This is a genomic window from Microlunatus phosphovorus NM-1, assembly GCF_000270245.1.
Taxonomy (GTDB): Bacteria; Actinomycetota; Actinomycetes; order Propionibacteriales; family Propionibacteriaceae; genus Microlunatus; species Microlunatus phosphovorus.
The window spans coordinates 4,375,166-4,398,620 of sequence record NC_015635.1; the positions used below are offsets into that span (position 1 = coordinate 4,375,166).

Genomic DNA, 23,455 nt, shown 5'->3' on the forward strand with positions numbered 1-23,455 from the left:
AAACCGCACGCCTGACACGCCCAACCGCCGGGTTGGCGCGGTCCCAGCGGCCGTTATCCCCAGCCCGGCATCGACTCCGCACCAGCTGATGCGACTCCGCACCAGGCGTGCCCGGTGCGCGGATGACCCAGCTGGTGCGGAGTCGGGTCAGGCCCGATCGAAATGGTGCGGAGCGCCAGTAGAGGGTCCGGAGTCGAAACCGGTCGCCGTCAACGAAGGACCGCCGACGACCACAGCTCCTACAGGTCGCCGTTGGAGCGGCGAGCGAGCTTCTGCAGCGCTTCCTCGCTTTTCGCTCGCTCAGCGGCGTTCCGGGCGTCGGCGGCCTCGTCGGTCACCTGCTTCTTGAGGTCGTCCCAGACAGCCGCAGGTAGTTGACGAATGTCCTCGTCGCTCATCGACAGCACCGTGTCGCAGTACGTCATCACACTCACCTTTCGCTAGACCGATGGATCGACCCTAAGCGGCTCAGCCACCCGCGACCTGGGTCCTCAGCATGGAGTTCACCATCGCGCTGAAGTCTTTGTTCAGATCCTTGAGATCGGAGTCGTCGGTGAAATACAGCGAGCCGACCACGGTCAGGCCGTCGGTGCGGACCGAGACCAGGGAATAGATGTAGACCTGCAGCGCATCGCCACCGTTGGTCAGCGTGACCTGGGCCGCGCACGTGGCTCCCTTCAACTTCGAAGTGCCGAGGTCGACCTTCTTCGGATCCGAGAACTTGCCGTTGGTGTATTGCTTGGCGACTTCCCGGTGGTAGCCGTCGCAGGTCTGGCTTGGGCTGCTGCCCGGCTCGTCCATGGCGACGACGCCGAGGAAGATGTCCCGGCCGTTGGCGAGTTGCACGGCGCTCTTCTTCTTGCTCCGCACCTGCCAGTCGGCAGCCGGTATCAGCTTGACCCCATGGCCGAGGTCGATCGAGTCTCCACTCGGCGGCGCGGTCGGCTTCTTGGTCGGGGGTGCCGTCGTCGGAGGAGCCGTGGTCGGGGGCGTCGTAGGCTGGCTCGGCTGGGGTCCCGGCGTCTCGGTCGGAGCCGTCGTGGGCTGAGTCGTGGGATCACCACTCGGAATCGGCAGCGGGCTCGGTGTGATCGTGCTCACCGGCTCGTCGCCGCCCCGGCCGCCCAGTGCCATCACGATGCCGCCGACCGCCACCAGCAGCACCACGGCCGCGACCACGATGCCGATGATCACCCCAGTGCTACGACGCGGTGGCTGCGTGCCCTGCGGAGGCCCGTACGGTCCCTGAGGCGGAGGCTGATAGCCGCCACCCTGACCGCCCTGACCCGGATAGCCACCTTGCGGCGGCTGACCCTGGAACGGTCCCAGATAGCTTTGCGGCTGATAGCCACCCTGCGGCTGGCCCTGAGGAGGCTGGCCCGGTGGCGGGTAGCCAGGTTGGGGATAGCCGCCCTGCGGTGGTGGTTGCTGCGGGTAACCGCCTTGCGGCTGACCCTGCTGCGGCTGACCCTGCTGCGGGTAGCGGCCCTGCGACGGCCACGGAGGATTCTGGCTCATGCCTGACCCTCCTCGTCCTGGCGTGGGTTCGAGTTGGCGTCTTCGTCGGCCGCATCAGCCGTCGGAGGAGCTGACGAGGGAGTTGGCGGGGGTGAGCCGGCAGCGACGGGCATCCGGTGGGGTTTCGCCTGCGTACGCACAGCCAGGCCGCAGGCGGTGCAGAACGACGCGTCGTCGAGCAACGGCATCTCGCAGCGAGCGCAGAAGTGCAATTCGCCGTGCTCCCCGACTCCAGCTTGACGTGCGGACTGTTCCAGCGCCGCTTCCATCAGACCGGCATGGAGCACATTGCGTACCCGCAAGATCAGGATCCCGAGGATCAGCAGCCCCCACATCGTGGCCAACAGGACCGACACGGTCGGATTCCCGACGAAGGAGAACAGATAGAGGCCACCCCAGAAGCCGATATTGGCCAGCACCGCCTCGACCAGGCCACGGTAGTAGCGCGGGGTGAAACCGTCATAGCCGCGGCCCAAGCCCGAGAACTCCGCGCAGGCGATACCGGTCGCCGTCCCCAGCACGAGCGGTTTGACGAAGCCGTGCAGGAAGATCAGGGACATCCAGAGTCCGGGATCGGTCTCCGCCCGGCCGCCGATCAGCAGGTCCCAGAACCGGACGATCGTGTCGAAGCTGGCGTACGCGACGCCGCTGATCACGCCGAACGTGAGCCCATCCATCAGATCGTCGAACTCCGGACGGCTCGCCAGCAGCACCGGCCCCACCTGTCGGATCGCCTCGCCGACGATCGGCACGATCAACGCCACCAGCAGAAAGGTCCACACGCTCGGGCCTTCGGTGAGGTCGGTCCCGTCAATGGCGGTCGTCGGCAGCGCTGGACGCTGCACCAGCATCACGACGATCGTGAAGGCCACGGTCAGCACGCCCGTCAGTCCGAAGGCGAACCCGGTCACCGGGATCGGCTCGTCGTCCCAGAGGTTCACGTCGTAGAGATAGACGATGTAGACGATCGGGATGGCGAAGGCCGCTACCAGGATCGCGATCGGCAGCGCTCCGAAGATGGCGGCGATCAGCGCCACCACCAGGGAGATGGTGAGCCCGATCCGATAGGTCTGAGGTCGATCGACAGCACCACGCGGCATGATCGTCGAGATCAGTGAGAACGAGGCCACCGGCTCGTCGGGTTTGGCCGCGAACGACCGGCGCCGGGTCAGGTCATCAGAACGAATGTCTTGACCGCAGACGTGGCAGAAATGGGCTACGTCGGGCAGTTCGGCGTGACACCGGGGACAGTTCAACGGACAGTCCTCCTGCAGTACGTGACGATGGGATCCTGCGTTCCGGGTGGCCTCCCTCGCCCATCCCGGACCCGAGTGAGTATGTCAGCCGACGGTGGCACGGGCCTGCAGCTCGACCCATAGCCGGTCGACCTGCCGGCGCAGATCGTCCCGGTCCGCGTTGTTGACGAGGACGATGTCGGCCACCGCCAGGCGCTCGTGACGAGCAGCCTGCGCGGAGATCCTCGCCTGAGCTGCCTCGGGATCCAATCCATTGCGCTGCCGCAGCCGGCCGAGCTGGCGATCCGGTTCGGCGTCCACCACGACCAGCACGTCGAAGTCGTCATGCTGACCGGTCTCGACCAGCAGCGGGATGACTTGGACCACCACCGCGTCCGGGGCGGCGGCCGCCTCGATCTGCGCCGCACGCGCTCGTACGGCGGGGTGGATGATCGCCTCGAGGTCGCGGCGCGCCCCGGCGTCGGCGAACACGATCTGGCCCAGTGCTGCTCGGTTCAGCCGGCCGTCCTCGGTCAGCACCTCAGGCCCGAAACGCGCTGCCACCGCGGCGAGCCCTGGGCTGCCGGGCTCCACGACCTCCCGAGCCAACACGTCGGCGTCGATCACCACCGCACCGTGCTCGCGCAACGCATCCGAGACCGTCGTCTTGCCCGACGCGATCCCCCCGGTCAGTCCCACTCGCAACACCCTGGGCAGGCTAGTCCGTTCCGAGACAGGACGCCCACCCACACCTGAGCGCGAGCGGCCGGGATCGCCCGCCGGCGTGCTGAGGAGGAGAGAGGAGAGGCGCTCTTTCCTCTCCGAACGACGACGAAGTAGCCGGGTCTGAGGGCGATCCCAGCGAGCGCGGGCCAACATCTGAGCGCGAGCGGCCGGGATCGCCCGCCGGCGTGCTGAGGAGGAGAGAGGAGAGGCGCTCTTTCCTCTCCGAACGACGACGAAGTAGCCGGGTCTGAGGGCGATCCCAGCGAGCGCGGGCAAACGGCCCCGTACGCCGGAGCGTACGGGGCCGTTCTGCTACCACTCGTGGTCGATCGGGCGAGCCGATCGACTCAGCCGATCAGGCGATCAGGCGCCGCCGGTCAGCTTCTCCCGCAGGGCCTGCAGGGCCTCGTCGGAGGCCAGTGAGCCCTCCGGCGCGGCCGACGGCCGGCTGTCGTTGCTGGAGGAGGAGTACGACGCGGAACCAGCGGTGCTGGCCGCGGTGGTCGCCTCGGTGGCGGCCTCCTCGACCTGCTTCTTGTGGGCCTCCCAGCGAGCGTGGGCCTCGGCGTACTGCTGCTCCCAGGCCGCGCGCTGATCCTCGAACCCTTCGAGCCACTCGCCCGTCTCCGGGTCGAAGCCCTCCGGGTAGAGATAGTTGCCCTGGTCGTCGTAGCTCGCCGCCATGCCGTACAGCGTGGGGTCGAACTCGTCGGCGTGGGCGTCCACACCCTCGTTGGCCTGCTTCAGCGACAGCGAGATCCGGCGCCGCTCCAGGTCGATGTCGATGATCTTGACCATCACGTCGTCGTTGACGCCGACGACCTGCTCGGGGATCTCGACGTGCCGCTCGGCCAGCTCGGAGACGTGCACCAAGCCCTCGATGCCCTCCTCGACGCGGACGAACGCACCGAACGGCACCAGCTTGGTGACCTTGCCCGGCACGATCTGACCGATCTGGTGGGTCCGGGCGAAGGCCTGCCACGGATCCTCCTGGGTCGCCTTCAGCGACAGCGAGACCCGCTCGCGGTCCATGTCGACGTCCAGCACCTCGACGGTGACCTCCTGGCCCACCTCGACCACCTCGGAGGGATGATCGATGTGCTTCCAGGACAGCTCGGAGACGTGCACCAGGCCGTCCACGCCACCCAGGTCCACGAAGGCACCGAAGTTGACGATCGAGGACACCACACCCTTGCGGATCTGGCCCTTCTGCAGCTGGGTGAGGAAGTTCTGCCGCACCTCGGACTGCGTCTGCTCCAGCCACGCCCGGCGGGACAGCACCACGTTGTTGCGGTTCTTGTCCAGCTCGATGATCTTGGCCTCGAGCTCCTGGCCGACGTACGGTTGCAGGTCGCGCACCCGGCGCATCTCGACCAGCGACGCAGGCAGGAAGCCGCGCAGACCGATGTCGAGGATCAGGCCGCCCTTGACGACCTCGATGACGGAGCCGGTGACGACGCCGTCCTCCTCCTTGATCCGCTCGATGGTGCCCCAGGCGCGCTCGTACTGAGCCCGCTTCTTGGACAGGATCAGGCGGCCTTCCTTGTCCTCCTTCTGCTGGACGAGCGCTTCGATCTCGTCACCGACGCTGACCACCTCGAAGGGGTCGACGTCGTGCTTGATGGAGAGTTCCTTGGAAGGGATGACACCTTCGGTCTTGTAACCGATGTCGAGGAGGACCTCGTCCCGGTCGACCTTGACGACGGTGCCGGTGACGATGTCACCGTCGTTGAAGTACTTGATGGTTGCGTCGATAGCCGCGAGGAAGGCTTCGGGCGAACCGAGGTCGTCGATCGCGACCTGGGGTGGTGCCTCGAGAGAGGACGTCATGTAGTGAAGCTCCGATAGGGATGGGACTAGTTCGTGCGACGCTGCAGCCCGGTCCGTACCAAACCAACAACCGAGGCGAGCGATTTACTGACGACGATCTAGGGCCCGTACGAGCGTGACCTACTCCGTCCGAAGTCGCGCAGGCCACAGCGACAGCCCAGACTACTCGCCCCAGCGAAAGCCGGTCAAACCTTCCTCCGGTGGGATGCTGGAGCACGACGGCGGGAACGGGCAGGATCAGCGGAGGTCGGATGGCTGACGAGCAGCAGACCTGGCGGAGGCTGATCCCATCGGGTTTGCGAGGCTATCAGCGGTCGTGGCTGCGAGCCGATGTGCTGGCCGGTCTCACGCTGGCCGCCGTGGCGATCCCCGAGACGATGGGGTACGCCTCGATCGCCCAGATGCCGGTGGTCACCGGTCTGTATACGGTCTTGTTCCCGACGATCTTGTTCGCGCTGCTCGGCTCATCCCGGCTGCTCGTGGTCGGAGCGGACTCCGCGACCGCAGCGATCCTGGCCAGCGGCCTGGCCGGTCTGGGAGTCAGCACTCTGGTGCCCGGCTCCCCACACTGGGTCGCGCTCGGCTCCCTGATCGCTTTGGTGAGCGGCGGACTGCTGGTGTTGGCGCGACTGCTCCGGCTGGGCTTTCTCGGCGACTTCTTGTCCGCATCGGTGCTGATCGGCTTCCTCACCGGCGTCGGGATCCAGGTCGGCGTCGGTCAGCTGCCGGAGATGCTCGGCATCTCCAAGGGCAGCGGTAGCTGGCTCGAACAGCAGGCCCACCTGCTCTCCCATCTGGGTGAGACCGATCTGCTCTCGCTCGCCTTTGCGGTCGGCACCATCGTGCTGGTCCTCGGCGGCAAGCGACTGGCGCCGAAGGTGCCAGGAGCGATCCTCGCCGTCGTCATCTCGATCATCGTGTCATCGACCTTGCACCTGTCGGCGCGTGGCGTGGCGGTGGTCGGGCCGATACCAGGCGGGTTCCCACCACTCGGGCTGCCGAGCGGGATCGGCTGGTCGGATGTGACCCGCGTTCTGCCGACGGCCATCACTTGCTTCGTCCTGATCATCGCGCAGAGCGCAGCCACCTCCCGAAGCTTCGCCAGCCGGCACGGCGAGCGGGTCGACGTCAACCGCGACATCGTCGGGCTCAGTGCCGCGAACCTGGCGGCCGGACTGAGCGGCACCTTCGTGGTCAACGGCAGTCCCACCAAGACCCAGATCCTGGACGAACAGCAGGCCCGCACTCAGGTCGCCAACCTCACCATGGCTGGTGTCGTCCTGGTCATCCTGCTCTTTTTCACCGGGGTGCTCGCCGAGCTGCCGCGACCGGTGCTGGGTGCCATCGTGTTCCTGATCGCCGTCGACCTGATCGATCTCCGAGGCCTCGAGCGCGTACGGCTGGTGCGCGGCAGCGAGTTCGTGATCGCGGTGGTGACTGCGGTCGTCGTGCTGGTCGCCGGTGTTCAGCACGGCATCGTGCTCGCGGTGGCGCTGTCCCTGCTCAACCTGGTACGCCGGCAGTATCGGCCGCACCGCTTCGTGATCAGTCTCGACGCCGACGGCGAACCCTCCTACCGGCCAGCCGAGCCCGGGATGCAGAGCTCGCCAGGGCTGGTGGTGTTCCGCTACGACGCCGACCTGTTCTATGCCAACGCGAACCAGTTCGCCGACAGCGTGCGGCAGATCATCACCTCGGCCCCGGATCCCGTCCGCTGGCTGGTGCTGGACTGCTCCTCCATCACCGATGCGGACTATTCAGCCGGTGCAGCGCTGCACGAGCTGGTCACCTTCGTCCACAACCGTGGCGCCGTCTTCGCTCTCGCCGGCGTCGATCCCGAGCTGCGCAAGATGCTCGCCCGGCTCGGCATTCTGCGACTGCTCCACATCGATCATGTCTACGACACGGTCGAGGCTGCCGTCGCCGGCTATCGCGCGTCCGGGCCCGACCACGAGAAGTGATATATCAGACCCGACCTGAGCCCGGGCGGGGTTTCATCGGCGTGTCGAGTCCAGTCGGAGCGCGAATCCATCAGGTTCGCCCGACAAGTTCTCTTCGATCAGTGAGCGGCCGCATGCCAGGAATGGCCGATGCCGACCGAAACGTCGAGCGGCACCTCCATCTCAACGGCTTGGCCCATCTTGTTCCGGACCAATTCCGTGAGCGACTCCGCCTCCCCCGGCGCGACTTCGAAGACCAGCTCGTCGTGCACCTGGAGCAGCATCCGACTGTGCATCCCGGCATCGTCGAGCGCCTTCTCGACGTCGAGCATCGCCACCTTGATGATGTCGGCGGCCGACCCCTGGATGGGTGCGTTGAGCGCCATCCGCTCGGCCATCTCCCGGCGCTGCCGGTTGTCGCTCATCAGGTCTGGGAGATAGCGACGCCGGCCGAGCAGCGTCTCGGTGTATTCGGTCCGGCGGGCCTCGACGACCAGGGAACGCAGATAGTCCCGCACTCCACCGAAGCGCTCGAAATACTCCTCCATCAGCGCTTTGGCCTCGGAGGTGTCGATGCCGAGCTGTTGGGACAGCCCGTAGGCGCTCAGTCCGTAGGCAAGTCCATAGTTCATCGCCTTGATCTTTGCCCGCTCCCCCGGCGAGACCTCGTCCGGCGCCACGCCGAAGACCCGCGACGCGGTCACGGTGTGGAAATCCATGCCGGACCTGAACGCCTCGATCAGCGCCTCGTCGGCGCTGACATGAGCCATGATCCGCATCTCGATCTGGGAGTAGTCCGCGCTCATCAGCGACTCGAACCCCGGCCCGACGACGAAGGCTTCGCGGATCCTGCGACCCTCCTCGGTGCGGATCGGGATGTTCTGCAGGTTCGGGTCGGTGCTGGACAGCCGGCCGGTCGCGGCGATCGTCTGGGCGTACGTGGTGTGGATCCGGCCGTCGTCGGAGATCGACTTGAGCAGCCCCTCGACCGTCTGACGCAATCGGATCGCGTCGCGGTGGATCAGCATCTGCTGCAGGAAGGGGTGCTCGGTCTTCGCATACAGCTGCTGGAGCGCCTCCGCATCGGTGGTGTAGCCGGTGCGGGTCCGCCGGGTCTTGGGCATCTTCAGCTCGTCGAACAGCACCACCTGCAGCTGCTTGGGCGAGCCGAGGTTGATCTGCTTGCCGAGGATCCGGAACGCCTCGTCGGCCGCCCGGTTGACGGTGGAGTCGAACTCGGCCTCCAGCGCTTCGAGCAGGCCGACGTCGACCGCGACACCGGTTCGCTCCATCCGGGCCAGGGTGCGCTGCAGCGGGAGCTCCACCCCGTAGAGCAGGCTGGTGCCGTTGTGTGCCTCGACGTCGGCGTCCAGCGCGTCGGCCAAGTCGATCACCGCGCGTGCCCGCACCATGGCCGCTTCGGCCGCGATCTCGGCACCGGAGTCGTCGTCACCGAAGTCCAGGGCGAGCTGGTCGTCGGCCCCAGGGTTGAGGGCATCCGGACCCGAGTCGACCTTGAGCTCCCGCTTGAGATAGCGGATGGTCAGGTCGGCCAGGTCAAACGTCCGTTGATCCGGGCGCACCAGATAGGCGGCCAGCTGCGTGTCCGAGGTGAGGCCGCCCAACTCCCAACCACGGGCCCACAGCGCCAGCAGCGGGCCCTTCGCGTCGTGCATCGCCTTGCCTGTGCCAGGATCGGCCAGCCAGTCGGCAAGCGCGTTCTCATCGGCGGGCAGCAGCTCGGTGACATCCACGTACGCTGCAGCTCCGTCGGCAGCCGCCAAGGCGATGCTGGCGATGTCGCCGCTGCCGGACCCCCAGTGCCCGATCACGTCCAGACCCGTGCGGTCGCCGGCGGCATGCTCGGCCAGCCAGTCGGCGAGCTCGCCCTGTTGGAGGATCGTGCCGGACAGCTCGAAGCCGCCCTCGGGCACGATCTCCTCGTTCGGCAGTGCCTCCAGCAGCCGATCGCGCAGCACCCGGAACTCCAGCTGATCGAACAACTGGTGCGTGGCCTCGCGATCCCAAGGCTGACGCCCGAGATCGTCGACGCCCACCGGCAGTTCCAGGTCGCGAACCAAAGCGTTCACCTGGCGATTCAGGCGTACGGCGTCGATCCGCTCCTTGAACGCCTCGGCCGCCTTGCCCTTCAGCTCCGGCGCGTGGGTGATCAGGTTGTCCAGGCCGTCGTAGGCTGCCAGCCATTTCGCCGCTGTCTTGGGCCCGACGCCCGGAATGCCCGGCAGGTTATCGCTGGACTCACCCACCAGCGCCGCGAGCTCCGGGTAGCGAGTCGGCGGGACGAAGTAGCGCTCCTCCACCGCGGCCGGGGTCATCCGGGCCAGATCGGAGACACCGCGACGCGGATAGAGCACGGTGACCCGATCCGACACCAACTGGAACGCGTCCCGGTCGCCGGTGCAAATCAGCACGTCGTAGTCCGCGGCCTCAGCCTGGGTCGCCAACGTCGCGATCACGTCGTCGGCTTCGTAACCATCGACGGCCACATGCGGCACGTTGAGCGCGTCCAGCACCTCCTTGACCAGGTCCACCTGCCCTTTGAACTCGTCCGGGCTGGTCGACCGATTCGCCTTGTATTCGGTGTAGATCTCGGAGCGGAACGTCTTGCGGGAGACGTCGAACGCCACCGCCAGGTGAGTCGGCACCTCGTCCCGCAGCACGTTGATCAGCATCGACGTGAACCCGAACACTCCATTGGTGTGCTGCCCGGTCTGGGTCGAGAAGTTCTCCACCGGCAGCGCGAAGAACGCCCGGTATGCCACCGAATGGCCATCGATCAACAACAGCTTCGGCCGCTCGGGCATCGCGCTCGTCGGGGCAGCAGCTTTCTTCACAGGCACGAAGGTGACTCTATCCGCGCCCCCTGACACAGCGCTGCGCCCGCATCACCAAGCTACGTCAGCTCGCTCGCCTCAGTGGTTGACGAGCAGCGAGCGCTCCGGGTCGTGGCGCCCCTCGATCAGCCGTACGGTGCCCGATCGGGAGCGCATGGACAGCGAGTGGGTCGTGATCCGATTCGACTCGAACCGGACACCCTGAAGCAGCGCCCCGTCGGTGACGCCCGTCGCGGCGAAGAACACGTTGTTCCCCGACACCAGATCGGTAGTGGTCAGCACCTGGTCCAGGTCGTAGCCGGCGTCGATGATCGCCCGCTTCTCGTCGGCGTCGCGCGCAGTCAGCCGACCGATCAGCTCCCCGCCCAGGCAGCGCAGGGCGCAGGCCGCCAGCACACCTTCAGGCGTGCCGCCCACGCCGACCAGCAGGTCCACGCCCGTGCCGGGGCTGACGGCCATGATCGCGCCGGCCACGTCGCCGTCCAGCAGGAATCGGATCCGAGCGCCGGCCTGACGGATCTCGGCCACGAGCTGCTCGTGCCGCGGACGGTCCAGCACGGCGACGGTCAGGTCGGAGACCGATCGGTCGGTGGCCTTGGCGATCCGGCTGAGAGTGTCGGCCAGGGGCGCGTCGATGTCGATGGCGTCAGCCACGAGACCGGGTACGACGAGCTTGTACATGTAGACGGCCGGGCCGGGGTTGAACATCGTGCCGCGCGGCGAGACCCCGAGCACGCTGACGGCGTCCGGCAGGCTCTTGGCGGTCAGTGTGGTGCCATCCACCGGGTCGACGGCGATGTCCCACTCCGGACCGGTGCCGTCGCCGACTCGTTCGCCGTTGTAGAGCATCGGCGCCTCGTCCTTCTCGCCCTCACCGATGACGACGACGCCGTTCATCCGGACCGTGCCGAGAACGGGGCGCATGGCATCCACGGCAGCCGCGTCGACGGCGTTCTTGTCGCCGAAGCCGAGCAGGCGGGAGCAGTTGATGGCGGCGGCCTCAGTGGCCCGGACGAGTTCGAGGGCGAGATTGCGGTCCGGGTCGGGGCCGATGCGGGTCTGGGTGGCGGTCATTGTCTGGATGGCGGTCATGGCTGGGGTCCTTTGTTCGGGTGTCCAGGAGCGTCGGGGTGAGCTCCGGCACGACCAGGTCGTGCCGGAACTCCCCCACGCGTTGGCGGCTTGCCGGTTGCGGGTCTAGCTGCGATCGATCCCGTGGGATCGAGTGGGATCTAGAGGACGTCTTCGTCGACCCAGTCGAGAGTCCGTTGGACGGCCTTCTTCCAGTTGCGGTACTGCCGGGCGCACTCGCCGTTGCCGGACTTCGGTGTCCACCGCTTGCCTTCGGCCCAGTTGTCGATGACGTCCTGCTCACCGTTCCAATAGCCGACGGCGATCCCGGCGGCGTAGGCGGCGCCGAGCGCCGTGGTCTCGGCGACCTGTGGCCGGACGACGTCGACACCGAGCTGGTCGGCCTGGAACTGCATCAGCAGCTCGTTGCCGGTCATCCCGCCATCGACCTTCAGCTCCTTCAGCTCGGTCTGGGCGTCGGCGTTCATCGCCTCGACCACGTCGCGCGTCTGGTACGCGACCGACTCCAGCACGGCCCGGCAGAGGTGGCCTTTGCGGACGAAGCGGGTGAGGCCGACGAGAGCACCCCTGGCGTCGGAGCGCCAGTAGGGGGCGAACAGACCGGAGAAGGCCGGGACGATATAGGCGCCGCCGTTGTCGTCCACGCTGCGGGCGAGACCCTCGATCTCGGACGCGTCGTCGATCATCTCGAGGTTGTCCCGGATCCACTGAACGAGAGACCCGGTCACGGCGATGGATCCCTCGAGCGCGTACACCGTCGGGGCGTTGCCGATCTTGTAGCAGACGGTGGTGAGCAGGCCGTTCTTGCTGCGTACCGGAGTGGTGCCGGTGTTGAGCAGCAGGAAGCTGCCGGTGCCGTACGTGTTCTTGGCCATGCCCTTCTCGAAGCACGCCTGACCGAAGGTGGCGGCCTGCTGGTCTCCGAGGATCCCGGCGACCGGGACGCCCGCCATCAAGCCGGCCGGCCGGACGATGCCGTACACCTCCGAGGAGGAGCGGATCTCGGGCAGCATCGACAGCGGGATCCCCATCTCGGCACAGATGTCGGCATTCCAGTCGAGGGTGTCGATGTTCATCAGCATGGTGCGGGAAGCGTTGGTGACGTCGGTCACGTGAATGCCGTTCACGGCACCGCCGGTCATGTTCCACAGCACCCAGCTGTCCGTGGTGCCCATCAACAGGTCGCCGGCCTCGGCGCGAGCCCGAGCACCCTCGACGTTGTCGAGAATCCACTTCACCTTGGGGCCGGTGAAGTAGGTGGCCAGCGGCAACCCGACCAGATCCTTGAACCGGTCCGGACCGGCGTCGCCGCCGAGCTCCTCCACGATCGCCTTGGTCCGCGTGTCCTGCCAGACGATGGCGTTGTAGACGGGCTTGCCGGTGTGGCGGTCCCAGACGACCGCGGTCTCACGCTGGTTGGTGATGCCGATCGCGACAACGTCACGGGCATCGATGTCGGCCGACGACAAGGCGAAGGCGACGACCTCGCGGACATTGGTCCAGATCTCCACCGGGTCGTGCTCGACCCAGCCGGCTCGGGGAAAGATCTGCTCGTGCTCCACTTGTCCGGTGGACGCGATCTGACCGCCGTGGTCGAAGATGATCGCCCGGCTGCTGGTGGTGCCCTGGTCGATCGCCATGACGTAGGTGTTGCTGCTCATCGTTGAGTCCTTTCGTAGGGATGAACTGTTGTTGGTCGGATGGACGGTGGTTGGTCGAATAGAGGGGGTGAGGTTGGGAAGGAGGACCGCGTACGGAGTCGCCTCGGCTCATGCGGTGTACGCACTGGCGATAAGGCCCGCGATCACGGCACCGATCAGCGGGCCGGCGACCGGCACCCAGGAGTACGCCCAGTCGTTGCCGCCCTTGCCCTTGATCGGGAGCAGGGCGTGGGCGATGCGAGGGCCGAGGTCGCGGGCCGGGTTGATGGCGTAGCCGGTCGGGCCGCCCAGGGAGATGCCGATCCCGACCACGAGCAAGGCGGCCGGGAGCGGACCGAGACCGGAGGGTGTCTCGCCGAAGACCAGGATCACGAACACCAGGACGAAGGTCGCGATCACCTCGGTCAGCAGGTTGTGGCGGTAGGAGCGGATCTCGGGGCCGGTGGAGAAGACGGCCAGCTTGATCCCGGCAGGGGCGTCGGCGTCGAAGTGCTGGCGGTAGGCGAGCCAGACCAGGATGGCGCCGAGGAAGGCACCGAGCAGTTCCCCGCCGAAGTAGGTCAGGGTGGAGGTCAGGGTCACCGGGACGCCAGGGGCATACTCGGCGGCACCGCTGGACAGGATGCCCACGGTGACGGCGGGGTTGAGGTGTGCGCCGGATCGGAACGAGACATAGACGCCGGCGAAGACGCCGAGGCCCCAACCCCAGCCGATCATCAAGAAGTTGGCGCCGGCCCCTTTGACCCTGGGCAGGACGGTGTTGGCGACGACGCCACAGCCGAGCAGCAGCAAGATCATGGTGCCGAGGAGCTCGGAGACGAAGACCTGCGTCAGGGCAGGATCGGTGGACAACGGAAGTAGTAGCGGAAGTGGTAAAGCGGACATGGACCAGCACTCCTGTGGGCTGTCGCGGTTCGGGGACGGCCGCGTGGATGCAACGCTGACGGGGACGCAACGCTGACGGGGACGCAGCGCTGATGAGCTGGGGCCGACCGGGCCCCTCGGGAGTCAGGCGAGCGTGGTGACCTCGGCACCGGGAAGGTCGGCCAGAACGTCACCGATCCGCTGCCGGGCCTGCTGCGCAGCTTCGTCGTCGGGCGCGGCGGCCGCAGCGTCCTCGGCGGCACAGCGTGCCTGGTAGGCGTCGAGCTCGAACTGACGCCGAGCCTCGTCCCAGCCCAGCTGGCCGGCCATCAGGTCGGCGATCTCGGTGACCGCGGCCAGGCCGTGGTTGCCCACCTCGTAGGTGAGGCGGGTGCGGATCGTCATCGTGTCCTCCAGGTGGAGGGCACCTTCGTGGCTGACGCCGTAGACGATCTCGGCGCGCAGGTAGGCCTCGGCGCCGGCGAGCGGCCGGCCGAGATCGGGCCGGGCGTCGACCAGGTCGAGCAGCTCGGACAGTGCCGAGCCATAGCGGTGCAGCAGGTGCGCGACCGTGGCATCGGACCAGCCGTAGGTCCGGCTGATCTCCGATGCCCGGCGGGCGTAGGCGTGGTAGCCGGCCGCCCCGACCAGCGGCGTGGTCGCGGTCTCGGAAGGCAGCTCGGTGGCGCGCTGCTCACCGAGGGCGAAATCGACCGCGTCCTCGGCCATCACCCGGTACGTCGTCAGCTTGCCGCCGGCGATCGAGACCAGGCCGGGCGCGGCCTCGGTCACGGTGTGCTCGCGGGACACCTTGGTCGAGGACTTCTCGTCGCCCTTGGTGCCGGGCTGCAGCAGTGGCCGCAGCCCGGCCCAGGTGCCGACCACGTCGTTGCGAGTCAGCGGATGGGCGAGGATGGCGTTCGCATGGTCGAGGACGTAGTCGATGTCGGCGTGGCTGGCCACCGGATGGGTGAGGTCGCCGTGGTAGGCGGTGTCGGTCGTGCCGATCACCCAATAGCGTGACCAGGGAATCAGGAACAGCACGGACTTCTCGGTCTGCAGGATGATGCCCGACGTGCCGGCGATCCGCTCCCGCGGAACGACGATGTGAATGCCCTTCGACGCCAGCACGTGCAGCCCGCCGTCGGTGACCAAGCTCTGGGTCTGCTCGGTCCAGACCCCGGTGGCGTTGATCACCGATCGGGTCCTCACCAGATGCTCGGCTCCGCTCTCCAGATCGCGCAGCACGGCCCCGGTCACCCGACCCGAGTCGTCCTTGACCAGCTCGACGACCTCGGTCCGGCTGGCCGCGTACGCGCCGAGCTGAACTGCGGTGCGGATCAACGCGATCACCAGCCGCGCGTCGTCGACCTGACCGTCGTAGTAGCGCACCGCGCCACGGCAGACATCCGCTTTGATCCCGGGAAAGACCTCGCGTACGCCCCGCCTCGAGACGTGTCGATGGAGCGGGACGGCGCGGTTGCGGGTGCCGAAGGTGGCCAGCGCGTCGTAGAGGGCGATCCCCGCACCGACGTAGGGGCGCTCGTACCACTTGGTCAGCGGATACAGGAAGGGCACGGCCCGCACCAGGTGCGGCGCGAGCTTGTCGATCAGCAGACCTCGCTCACCGAGCGCCTCGGAGACGAGCTTGAAGTCCAGCATCTGCAGGTAGCGCAGGCCGCCGTGAACGAGCTTGCTGGACCGGCTGGAGGTGCCCGAAGCCCAGTCCTGCGCGTCGACGACACCGACTCGCAGGCCCCGGGTCGCGGCGTCCAGCGCGACGCCGGCACCGGTCACGCCACCGCCGATGACCAGGACATCGAGTCCCCGATCGTCGCTCATGGCTCTCAATGCCGCAGTGCGGTTCCCTGTGTTCAGGGCAGTCATGGTGTCTCCTCGTCGAGAGGTGGACGAATGAGCTCGACTGAGCTCTTCCGCATATGCAGCCGGATCCGGGCTATGCGTAGTAGTCTCCCGGTGTTTGCACAATCTCTCAATATCTTGCACAAACGTGCAGCACCGCCGCCTGGAGCCGAGCAGATGGAGGAACGACGATGCTCGCCGAGCCATGGGACGACGACGAACTGCGTCGGATTGCGACGCTGTACTACGTCGGCGACGAGACGATGGAGGCCATCGCCGGCCGGACCGGCCTCTCCCGCTCGACCGTCTCCCGACAGCTCAAAGCCGCCCGCACGCGCGGAATCGTCCGGATCTCCATCACGACCGCGGAGTCAGCCCGTGGAGTCGGCGCCCAACTGGGGAGCCTGTTCGGCATCGAAGCACACGTCGTACCGGTCCGCGAGACCGCCTCGCAGAACCAACGACTCACCCAGGTCGCCCGCTTCGCCGGGCGACTGCTCAGCGACTGGTTCGACAACGACACCGTGATGGGTGTGGCCTGGGGAACGACCGTGTCCGCGGTGATGGAGAACCTCGTGCCTAAACCGACCCGCGGCTCGACCGTGGTGCAGCTGAACGGCGCGGTCCACGTGGGCAGCTCCGAGGTCCGCTACGTGAGCGATCTGCTCGGCGGAGCCTGCGACGCCTTCGAAGCACGGCCCGTGTTCTTTCCCGTGCCGGCGTTCTTCGACGACCCCGCCACCAAAGCCGCGCTCTGGCGAGAACGCTCGATCGCCAGCGTCGTGGAACTGCAACGACACTGCGACATCGCCCTCTTCGGCGTCGGCTCCTGGACCGGCTCGGTCACCTCCCAGGTCTACGCAGCCGGCTACCTTGGCCCCGACGACATGAAGGCACTGAAGAGAGCCGGGGCCGTCGGCGACATCTGCACCACCTTCATCCGCGCCGACGGCACGTGGGCCGACTTGGCCATGAACCAGCGCAGCAGCGGCCCTGACCTCGCCGAGTTGGCCGCCCTCCCGCGGCGGGTCTGCGTCGTCGCCAGCGCCAGCCGGATCCCCGGCACCTCCGCCGCCCTCCGCGCCGGCGCGATCAGTGACCTCATCATCGACGAACAGACCGCCGCCGCCCTCCTCGACGCGAACTCGCGCCGACCACGCTCGCGAGCCCGGAACCCGAGGGTCGACGGTCTACAAGCAGCACCGGGGTGAACTCCCCTGTCGCCCGGTTCGCGGCGGCGTCCTCACAACCTTGGCGAGGTGAGCCGCAACACGGCCCCTTGGTCGGCCCGGTCAACGCCGTCGGCGGGAGTGGATGAGGCATCGCTCGCGTTCATCCCCGCACGGTAGCCCTCCCGATGCCCAAGCCCGCCCGCACCCCTCAGGGATCCATTGCGCGGGTCAGAACCCCAGATTCACGACCGGTGAGCCGACCGGGGAACGGGGGCGACGAGCAGCTCGCCGCGGACTCGTCCGCGAAGCCGCGGCGCGTCGCCCGGGCCGCCCTCGTCGGCGTCGAACATCGAGACGCCACGCAGCCAGGTACGGCGTACGCGGCCGGTGAGCAGCTTGCCGTCGTAGGCGCTGACCGGGTTGCGATGCAGCAGATCATCGGCACGGACCGGCAGTGGATCGTCGTCGCCGAACACGGTCAGGTGCGCGGGCGCTCCCACGGCGATCTCACCGGCATCGGCCAGTCCGGCGACCCGCGCCGGGCCCGTGGTGAACAACGGCAGGATCTGCTCCAGCGGGATCCCCCGGCGTCGAGCCTCCGTCCAGACCGCCGAGAGCCCCACCTGCAGACCGGCGATGCCGCCCCACATGAGGCCGAAGTCGCCGTCACCCGATCGTTTGAGATCGAGAGTGCTCGGCGAGTGGTCACTCACGATCGCGTCGATGGTGCCGTCCACGACCGCCTCCCAGAGCAGGTCGGCATTGGCTGCCTCGCGGATCGGCGGGCAGCACTTGAACTCGCCGGCGCCGTCGGGGATGTCCTCGGCGGCGATCGTCAGGTAGTGCGGGCAGGTCTCGACGGTGAGCGCGAGGCCTGCCGCCTTGGCAGCCCGGATCGCGGGCAGCGCACCGGCATTGCTGAGGTGCAGGATGTGCGCGCGGCCGCCGGTGCGCCGGGCGGCGGCGATGACGGCGTCGATCGCCGATTCCTCGCTCGCCGGCGGCCGCGAGGCGAGGAACGCGGCATACTTGCGTCCGAGCTCGCCATCGCCGGTGAGGAGCGCCGGGTCTTCGGCGTGCACGATGAGCCGCGAGCCCAGTGCGGCGACCTCCTCCATTGCTGCATCGAGCTGCCGCCGATCGAGGTGGCCGAACTCGTCGACCCCCGACGGCGCGAGAAAACACTTGAAACCGAACACGCCTGCCTCGTGCAGAGGTGCCAGTCGGCCGAGGTTCTCCGGCACGGCGCCGCCCCAGAAGCCGACGTCGATGTACGCCGACGGTGCCGCCGCGCGGCGCTTGACCGCCAGGTTCGCCACCGTCGTGGTCGGCGGGATCGAGTTCAGCGGCATGTCGACCAGCGTCGTGATCCCGCCCGCCGCCGCGGCGAGCGTCGCGCTGCGGAAGCCCTCCCATTCGGTCCGCCCCGGTTCGTTGACGTGCACGTGCGAGTCGACGAGTCCCGGCAGCAGCACGGCGTCGTCGGGCACCTGGACGGCTCGTGCATCGAGGACAGGATCGAGCGGGCCCACCACGTCGGCAATGCGCCCGTCCTCGATCACCACGGCAGCGGGCTGGAGCCGACCGCCGAGAAACGTGCGTACAGCCCGGATGACTGACCGACTCCGTCGCCCGCGAGGGTTTCCCGCAGAGTCCGCCCCGTTCATCGGTACGCGGAGCCGACGAGGTCGTCGGCCGCCACGGGAGGCATCCCGCGCCGAGAGGCGGGCGCGTACTCGTCTCGCTTGCTCGTGCCGACACCCATCCGCACCATCGCCGTCGCCAGCCCCACGGCTGCGGCCACGCCGTCGACCACGGGCACCCCGACGCGCAGGCTGAGGGTCTGGCACAGGTCTGCCATGCCGGCGCAGCCGAGCACGATGACATCGGCCTCCCGCTGCTGGACGGCTACCTCACACAGCCGGGCGATGGTCTCGTACACCTCCGAGGTGGTGTCCTCGAGCTCGAGGACACCGATGCCGGAGCCGCTCAGCGAAACGCAGGCCTGGGTCATCCCGTAGCGCGCCAGCAGGTCACGCGCGCGGCCGAGCGTTCGGCTCAGGGTCGTGACGACCGCGAACGACCGGCCCGACAGCGCGGCGACGTGCATCGCGGCCTCGGCGATCCCGATCACCGGCACGCCGACGAGCTCGCGCGCCGCGTCCAGCCCGGGATCACCAAAACACGCGATGACGTACGCGTCGCTGCCGCCGTCCCGCAGATCGCGCTCGATGAGGTCGACCACCGCGACAGCCGCGAACGCCTCATCGACGTGGCACTCGACAGCCGCCGGGCCGTCATTGGAGCACACCGCGCGAATCTCGACGTCCGGTCCGGCGACCTCCCGGGCAACGGCCGCGATCTTGGCAGTCATCGCCCGGGAGGTGTTGGGGTTGACGAGGGTGATCCTCATTTCACCGCCGAGTGCTCCACCGGGATCTCGCCGGAGATCGCCGAGGGCTCGGGGTCGACGGTCGAAACAGCGCTCATGATCGTGCCGTCCGAGATCCCCTCGGTCTCACCCTCGAAGGTCGGCACCTGCGGGTTCTGCTTCTCGAAGAACACGAAGAAAAGGTAGCCGAGACCGCAGCCGATGAACCACGTGAAGTTGCCGATCCAGGACACGTCGAACAGGCCGAGGTCGGCGAACATCTTCGGGAAGACGGCGAGCACGATCGTCGGGATGCCTGCCCACAGCAGCGCCCGGACCGCGTTGGGGTTGTAGCCGTTCTTGTACCAGTAGGCACCCTGCTCCGACATGGTGAACATGTCGTCGGTCTTGATGCGCTGCTTGGCGGCGATGTAGTAGCCGGCGATCAGCAGGCCGAACAGCGGCCCGATCAGGGCAGCGAGCAGCCCCAGCGAATAGTGGATCGCGGTCGCGTTGGAATACCAGTTCCACGGGAGCAGGAAGACCGACCCGACCGCCGCGATCATGCCGCCCATCCGCCACGAGATCCGGTGCGGTGCGACGTTGGAGAAGTCGAAGGCCGGCGAGATGAAGTTCGCGACGATGTTGATGCCGACCGTGGCGGTGACGAAGGTCAGGCCACCGAGCAGGATCGCGACCGGCGTGTCGATCCGCTCCACGGTGTGGATCGGGTCGGTGATCAGCTCGCCGAACACCGGTACCGTGGCGGATGCCGTGACGACGACGAGCAGCGAGAAGAAGAGGAAGTTGACCGGGAGACCCCAGAAGTTGCCCCGCTTCACCGCGGCGAAGCTCTTGCCGTAGCGCGCGAAGTCGCCGAAGTTGAGCATCGGGCCCGAGAAGTACGAAATCACGATGCCGATCGCCATGAACATCAGGCCGGTCGCACCCCAGAATCCGAGTGCCGGCTGGTTCGGGTCGGACAGGTCGAAGCTCACGTTCTCCCAACCGGCCTGGGAGACCAGGTAGACGGCGAGGACGATCATGACGACGTACACCGCGGGACCGGCCCAGTCGATGAAGCGCCGAATCACCTCCATCCCGTTCCAGAACAGGGCGACCTGCGCGACCCACAGGATCGCGTACGAGATCCAGCCGAGCGCGGACAGACCGAGGAAGCTCGGCTCGACGAGGTTCTCGGTGCCCGGGACGAACTTCAGGAAGATGATGTTGAGCGACTGCGCGGCGAGGAACGTCTGCACCCCGTACCAGGCGATCGCGATGATGCCGCGGATGACGGCCGGGATGTTCGCACCCTTGATGCCGAAGACCGCACGGTTGACGACCGGGTACGGGACTCCCGTCTTCTGGCTGGGCTTGGCGACGAGGTTCGTGAACACCTGCACGATGACGATGCCGACGATGAGCGCGACGAGCACCTGCCAGGCGGCGATGCCGAGCGCGAACAGCGAACCGGCCGTGACATAGCCGCCGACGGAGTGCACGTCCGACATCCAGAAGGCGAAGATGTTGTACGAGTTCCACTTCTGCTTGCGCAGTGGAGCAAGATCCTCGTTCGCGAGGCGCGGATCGTATCCGGGCTTCATGTTGCCGGAGCCGACGGGCATTCCCGCGGCCTCCACGATGTCCTGCGGCTTGGTCGGCGCCGCCGCCGGGTCTTGGGTTGAGGTCACGTGAGTGCCTTCCATCTGGGGAGCCGATCGGCCCCGCGTCGTGAGGATCGACCACGACCTGGAGTCCGCGGCCTAGTGGTACTGCACGTGAAGCTATTAATTAACAAGACCGGTTTGGTTTCGCCGAAGTAACGTCGATGTGAAGTTCCTCCTTCACGCATCACCTGTCACTCATACAATCGGGGCATGTCAGATGTCGTGACGGCTCGTGCCACTGTCGAGGCGGGCCATGATGTGGGCGCGCGGCTGCGCGATCTGCGTCACCAGCAGGGAATGTCGGCACGCACCTTGGCAAGTGCGCTCGGCATCTCACCGAGTGCCGTGTCGCAGATCGAGCGCGGTGTGCTGCAACCCAGCGTGTCGCGGCTCATCGCCATCACCGACGCACTCGGCGTACCGCTGGCCGCTGTGTTCGACACCTCGTCAGACCCGGTGGCCGAGACGATCGCCACCGCCGGGGGCTTCGCGTTGCAGCGCGCCGAGCAAGCCTCGGTCGTCACGCTGGAGACCGGGGTGACCTTCCGCCGGCTCTCCCCTGGCCGTACGCCGGGGGTCGACTATTTCGAGTCGACGTACCCTCCGGGGTCGACCGCACACGACGAAGGCAGCCTGTTCCGGCACGACGGCTACGAGGTGGGCACGATCATCTCCGGCGAGCTCACCATCGACTTCGACGAGGAGCGCGTCGTGCTGCGTGCCGGCGACGCCATCAGCTATCCCTGCTCACGGCCGCATCGACTGCACAACACCGGCACCGAGGACACCGTCGCCCAGTGGCTCATCGTGCACGCCGCACGCTGAGCCCCGGCGCCCTGAGAACCGGAGTTCCGGGATCCAGCACTAACCTTCCAGCCCGTACGAGCGTCAGTCCTCGCCCAGGTACGACTCTCTCGAACACATCGATAGCGCATCGACGGCTACCTCGCCGGGAAAGCCCACCGCTCGATCTGGCCCCTTGAGATTCCCCAGAAACCGGGGCCCAGCGCTGGTCTGCGCCCCGCTGTACGTGCGCCGCCTCAACCCAGCGAACGGCACCGTCGAGGTCCTCGGACGCAAGGACTCATGGATGCTGGTGACCCCGCTGCTCAGCACCTGCTCCTGCTTTACAGATAACAACCGGAAGAGGCAGTATTCTGTTATGGCGACAAGAGGGGACATCTTGACGACCCAAGAGGTATCCGCTCTCTTGGGCGTCGAAGCGCGTCAGGTCCGCGTCCTCGCCGAGACGGGATCCATTACCCGCGTCGCCCGCGGCATCTTCGACCGCACGTCGGTAGAGCGCTACCGCGCCGAGCGCGGATCGGGCCGGACCCGGACCTGGGCTGAACACACCGCCTGGGGAGCCATCGCAATGCTCTCGGGGGCGGCCCCGTTGGGCCTCGGCGATGTCCAGACGTACCGGCTCCGCGCCGCTCTGCGAGAGATCACCGACCCGGCCGAACTGGCCATCCGGTTGCGCGATCGCGCAACCGTCACCACCTGGTCCGGCCACCGCTCCGTGATAGAGCGCGTCCGCGAGGAACTGGTCATCCCCGGACGCCGGCGGCTCGGGCTCGTCGAGGACGACACCACCGTCGACGGCTACATCCATGCAGACCGGATCGCGGACCTTGTGCGCCGCTACCGGCTGAGTGAGGACACCACTGGGTCTATCACCCTGCGCTACGCCTACATGGACATCGACTTCATCAAGTACCTGGCAGCCTTCAACAGAACGCTGGCCGCCGTAGACGCCGCCACCTCCCTCGACCCGCGTGAACGCGGCGTGGGAGAGCAGGTCCTGGTTCGCCGGTTGGAGTTGTTCCGCGAGAATGTCAGACCGTAAGCATCCGGGCATTGAGCGCCCCATCGTCGATATCGCCGCCGCCACTGGCGGCTGGCCCAACCCATGGCCGAACGTTGCCGAGATCGCCGCGGTGCTCCCGACTAACAGGTGGACCCTGGTCGGTGGCCTGATGACCCAGTTGCACTCCATCCACCACGGCATGGGCATCGTGCGCCCGACCAACGATGTCGACATCGTGCTGCACATCGAGACCTCCCGCGGCGTTGCCTCCGAGACCGCGACCGCGCTGCGCTCCCTTGGCTACGACCTGCGTCCGGCCGTCGATCCACGCGACAACACTGCACACCGTTTCTGTCGCGGCACCAGCAAGATCGACCTGGTTGCCGAAGGTCTCGACGAGGAGTCGGAAGAGGTCGTCGACGTCTTGGTCTCCGACCACCACGCTCCGAAGGTCACCGAGCGGCTCGCTGGACGCGACATGGTCCACATCGAGGGCGGCACGCAGGCGTTGCGACGCACCATCAACGCACGTCTGGAGATCGAGCCCGGAATCATCACCACACTCTCGGTGCCTGGCGCATTCAGTGCACTCATCTTGAAGGCCGCTGCCTACAAGACCGACTCCCGCGACCCCGACCGCCACCTGCGCGACGCCGTGGTCCTGCTTGCCTGCATCGACGACCCGTTCGCCGAACGCGAGGGCTTCGTCGGCTCCGATCGATCCCGGCTCCGGACGCTGCGCACCCGGCTCACTCCCGACAACATCTTCTGGACCGTGCTGACCGGCCAGCACCGCATCGACGCCGAGACGGCCCTGGAGATCCTCACCGACGAGGACTGACCCCGAA

The 23,455-nt window shown here is 67.4% G+C and carries 18 protein-coding genes; 5 read left to right on the top strand and 13 right to left on the bottom strand.

Annotated elements, in window-relative coordinates; all coding sequences use genetic code 11:
* Positions 1-239 precede the first annotated feature (239 nt).
* The 5 genes from MLP_RS19750 to rpsA all read right to left on the bottom strand — a co-directional run bounded on the left by MLP_RS19750 (position 240) and on the right by rpsA (position 5,309).
* On the bottom strand, positions 240-425 hold the full coding sequence (locus MLP_RS19750; RefSeq protein WP_013864942.1) for a hypothetical protein: 186 nt from the start codon (positions 423-425) through the stop codon (positions 240-242).
* A gap of 43 nt (positions 426-468) precedes the next feature.
* Positions 469-1,518, bottom strand: coding sequence for a hypothetical protein (locus MLP_RS19755; protein WP_013864943.1), 1,050 nt, complete (start codon positions 1,516-1,518; stop codon positions 469-471).
* Positions 1,515-2,774: a zinc-ribbon domain-containing protein gene (locus MLP_RS19765; protein ID WP_013864944.1), complete on the bottom strand. Its 1,260-nt coding sequence runs from the start codon at positions 2,772-2,774 to the stop codon at positions 1,515-1,517. Before MLP_RS19765 ends, MLP_RS19755 begins: the two co-directional genes overlap by 4 nt.
* 84 nt (positions 2,775-2,858) lie before the next feature.
* Entirely contained in the window at positions 2,859-3,452 is a 594-nt protein-coding gene (coaE, locus tag MLP_RS19770; protein ID WP_231851352.1) for a dephospho-CoA kinase, read from the bottom strand.
* Positions 3,453-3,842: 390 nt separating this feature from the next.
* Positions 3,843-5,309, bottom strand: a complete 1,467-nt coding sequence (gene rpsA / locus MLP_RS19775; RefSeq protein WP_013864946.1) for a 30S ribosomal protein S1 — start codon at positions 5,307-5,309, stop codon at positions 3,843-3,845.
* A 251-nt stretch (positions 5,310-5,560) separates the two neighbouring features.
* Here rpsA and MLP_RS19780 point away from each other — a divergent pair, with 251 nt between their 5' ends.
* On the top strand, positions 5,561-7,270 hold the full coding sequence (locus MLP_RS19780) for a SulP family inorganic anion transporter (protein WP_013864947.1): 1,710 nt from the start codon (positions 5,561-5,563) through the stop codon (positions 7,268-7,270).
* A 98-nt stretch (positions 7,271-7,368) separates the two neighbouring features.
* Here the strand turns inward: MLP_RS19780 and polA are convergent, their stop codons facing one another.
* The 5 genes from polA to MLP_RS19805 form a co-directional block, all read right to left on the bottom strand.
* Positions 7,369-10,074, bottom strand: coding sequence for a DNA polymerase I (gene polA, locus MLP_RS19785; RefSeq protein WP_013864948.1), 2,706 nt, complete (start codon positions 10,072-10,074; stop codon positions 7,369-7,371).
* A 108-nt stretch (positions 10,075-10,182) separates the two neighbouring features.
* Positions 10,183-11,196 carry a class II fructose-bisphosphatase gene (gene glpX, locus MLP_RS19790; protein ID WP_013864949.1) on the bottom strand — a complete coding sequence of 338 codons (1,014 nt, stop codon included), beginning with the start codon at positions 11,194-11,196 and terminating at the stop codon, positions 10,183-10,185.
* Between the two features lie 140 nt (positions 11,197-11,336).
* The gene (gene glpK / locus MLP_RS19795) at positions 11,337-12,857 is read right to left on the bottom strand and encodes a glycerol kinase GlpK (RefSeq protein WP_013864950.1); all 1,521 of its coding nucleotides are present in this window, start codon (positions 12,855-12,857) and stop codon (positions 11,337-11,339) included.
* Between the two features lie 108 nt (positions 12,858-12,965).
* Positions 12,966-13,742, bottom strand: coding sequence for an MIP/aquaporin family protein (locus MLP_RS19800; protein ID WP_049804604.1), 777 nt, complete (start codon positions 13,740-13,742; stop codon positions 12,966-12,968).
* Positions 13,743-13,865: 123 nt separating this feature from the next.
* Positions 13,866-15,608: a glycerol-3-phosphate dehydrogenase/oxidase gene (locus MLP_RS19805; RefSeq protein WP_041790342.1), complete on the bottom strand. Its 1,743-nt coding sequence runs from the start codon at positions 15,606-15,608 to the stop codon at positions 13,866-13,868.
* Positions 15,609-15,775: 167 nt separating this feature from the next.
* Here MLP_RS19805 and MLP_RS19810 point away from each other — a divergent pair, with 167 nt between their 5' ends.
* Positions 15,776-16,795, top strand: coding sequence for a sugar-binding transcriptional regulator (locus tag MLP_RS19810; RefSeq protein ID WP_013864953.1), 1,020 nt, complete (start codon positions 15,776-15,778; stop codon positions 16,793-16,795).
* A gap of 203 nt (positions 16,796-16,998) precedes the next feature.
* Here the strand turns inward: MLP_RS19810 and allB are convergent, their stop codons facing one another.
* From allB to MLP_RS19825, 3 genes are read right to left on the bottom strand one after another with little or no spacing between them, the layout of a single operon-like run.
* Entirely contained in the window at positions 16,999-18,423 is a 1,425-nt protein-coding gene (gene allB, locus MLP_RS19815; protein ID WP_013864954.1) for an allantoinase AllB, read from the bottom strand.
* Positions 18,420-19,169, bottom strand: a complete 750-nt coding sequence (locus tag MLP_RS19820) for an aspartate/glutamate racemase family protein (RefSeq protein ID WP_013864955.1) — start codon at positions 19,167-19,169, stop codon at positions 18,420-18,422. Before MLP_RS19820 ends, allB begins: the two co-directional genes overlap by 4 nt.
* Entirely contained in the window at positions 19,166-20,821 is a 1,656-nt protein-coding gene (locus MLP_RS19825) for an NCS1 family nucleobase:cation symporter-1 (RefSeq protein ID WP_041793064.1), read from the bottom strand. The genes MLP_RS19820 and MLP_RS19825 overlap by 4 nt, the downstream gene beginning before the upstream one ends.
* Before the next feature lie 186 nt (positions 20,822-21,007).
* Here MLP_RS19825 and MLP_RS19830 point away from each other — a divergent pair, with 186 nt between their 5' ends.
* The 3 genes from MLP_RS19830 to MLP_RS19845 all read left to right on the top strand — a co-directional run bounded on the left by MLP_RS19830 (position 21,008) and on the right by MLP_RS19845 (position 23,448).
* Positions 21,008-21,622, top strand: coding sequence for a helix-turn-helix domain-containing protein (locus tag MLP_RS19830; RefSeq protein WP_013864957.1), 615 nt, complete (start codon positions 21,008-21,010; stop codon positions 21,620-21,622).
* A gap of 265 nt (positions 21,623-21,887) precedes the next feature.
* On the top strand, positions 21,888-22,646 hold the full coding sequence (locus MLP_RS19840; RefSeq protein WP_156821235.1) for a type IV toxin-antitoxin system AbiEi family antitoxin domain-containing protein: 759 nt from the start codon (positions 21,888-21,890) through the stop codon (positions 22,644-22,646).
* Positions 22,633-23,448: a hypothetical protein gene (locus MLP_RS19845; protein WP_013864959.1), complete on the top strand. Its 816-nt coding sequence runs from the start codon at positions 22,633-22,635 to the stop codon at positions 23,446-23,448. The genes MLP_RS19840 and MLP_RS19845 overlap by 14 nt, the downstream gene beginning before the upstream one ends.
* The last annotated feature ends 7 nt before the right edge of the window (positions 23,449-23,455 follow it).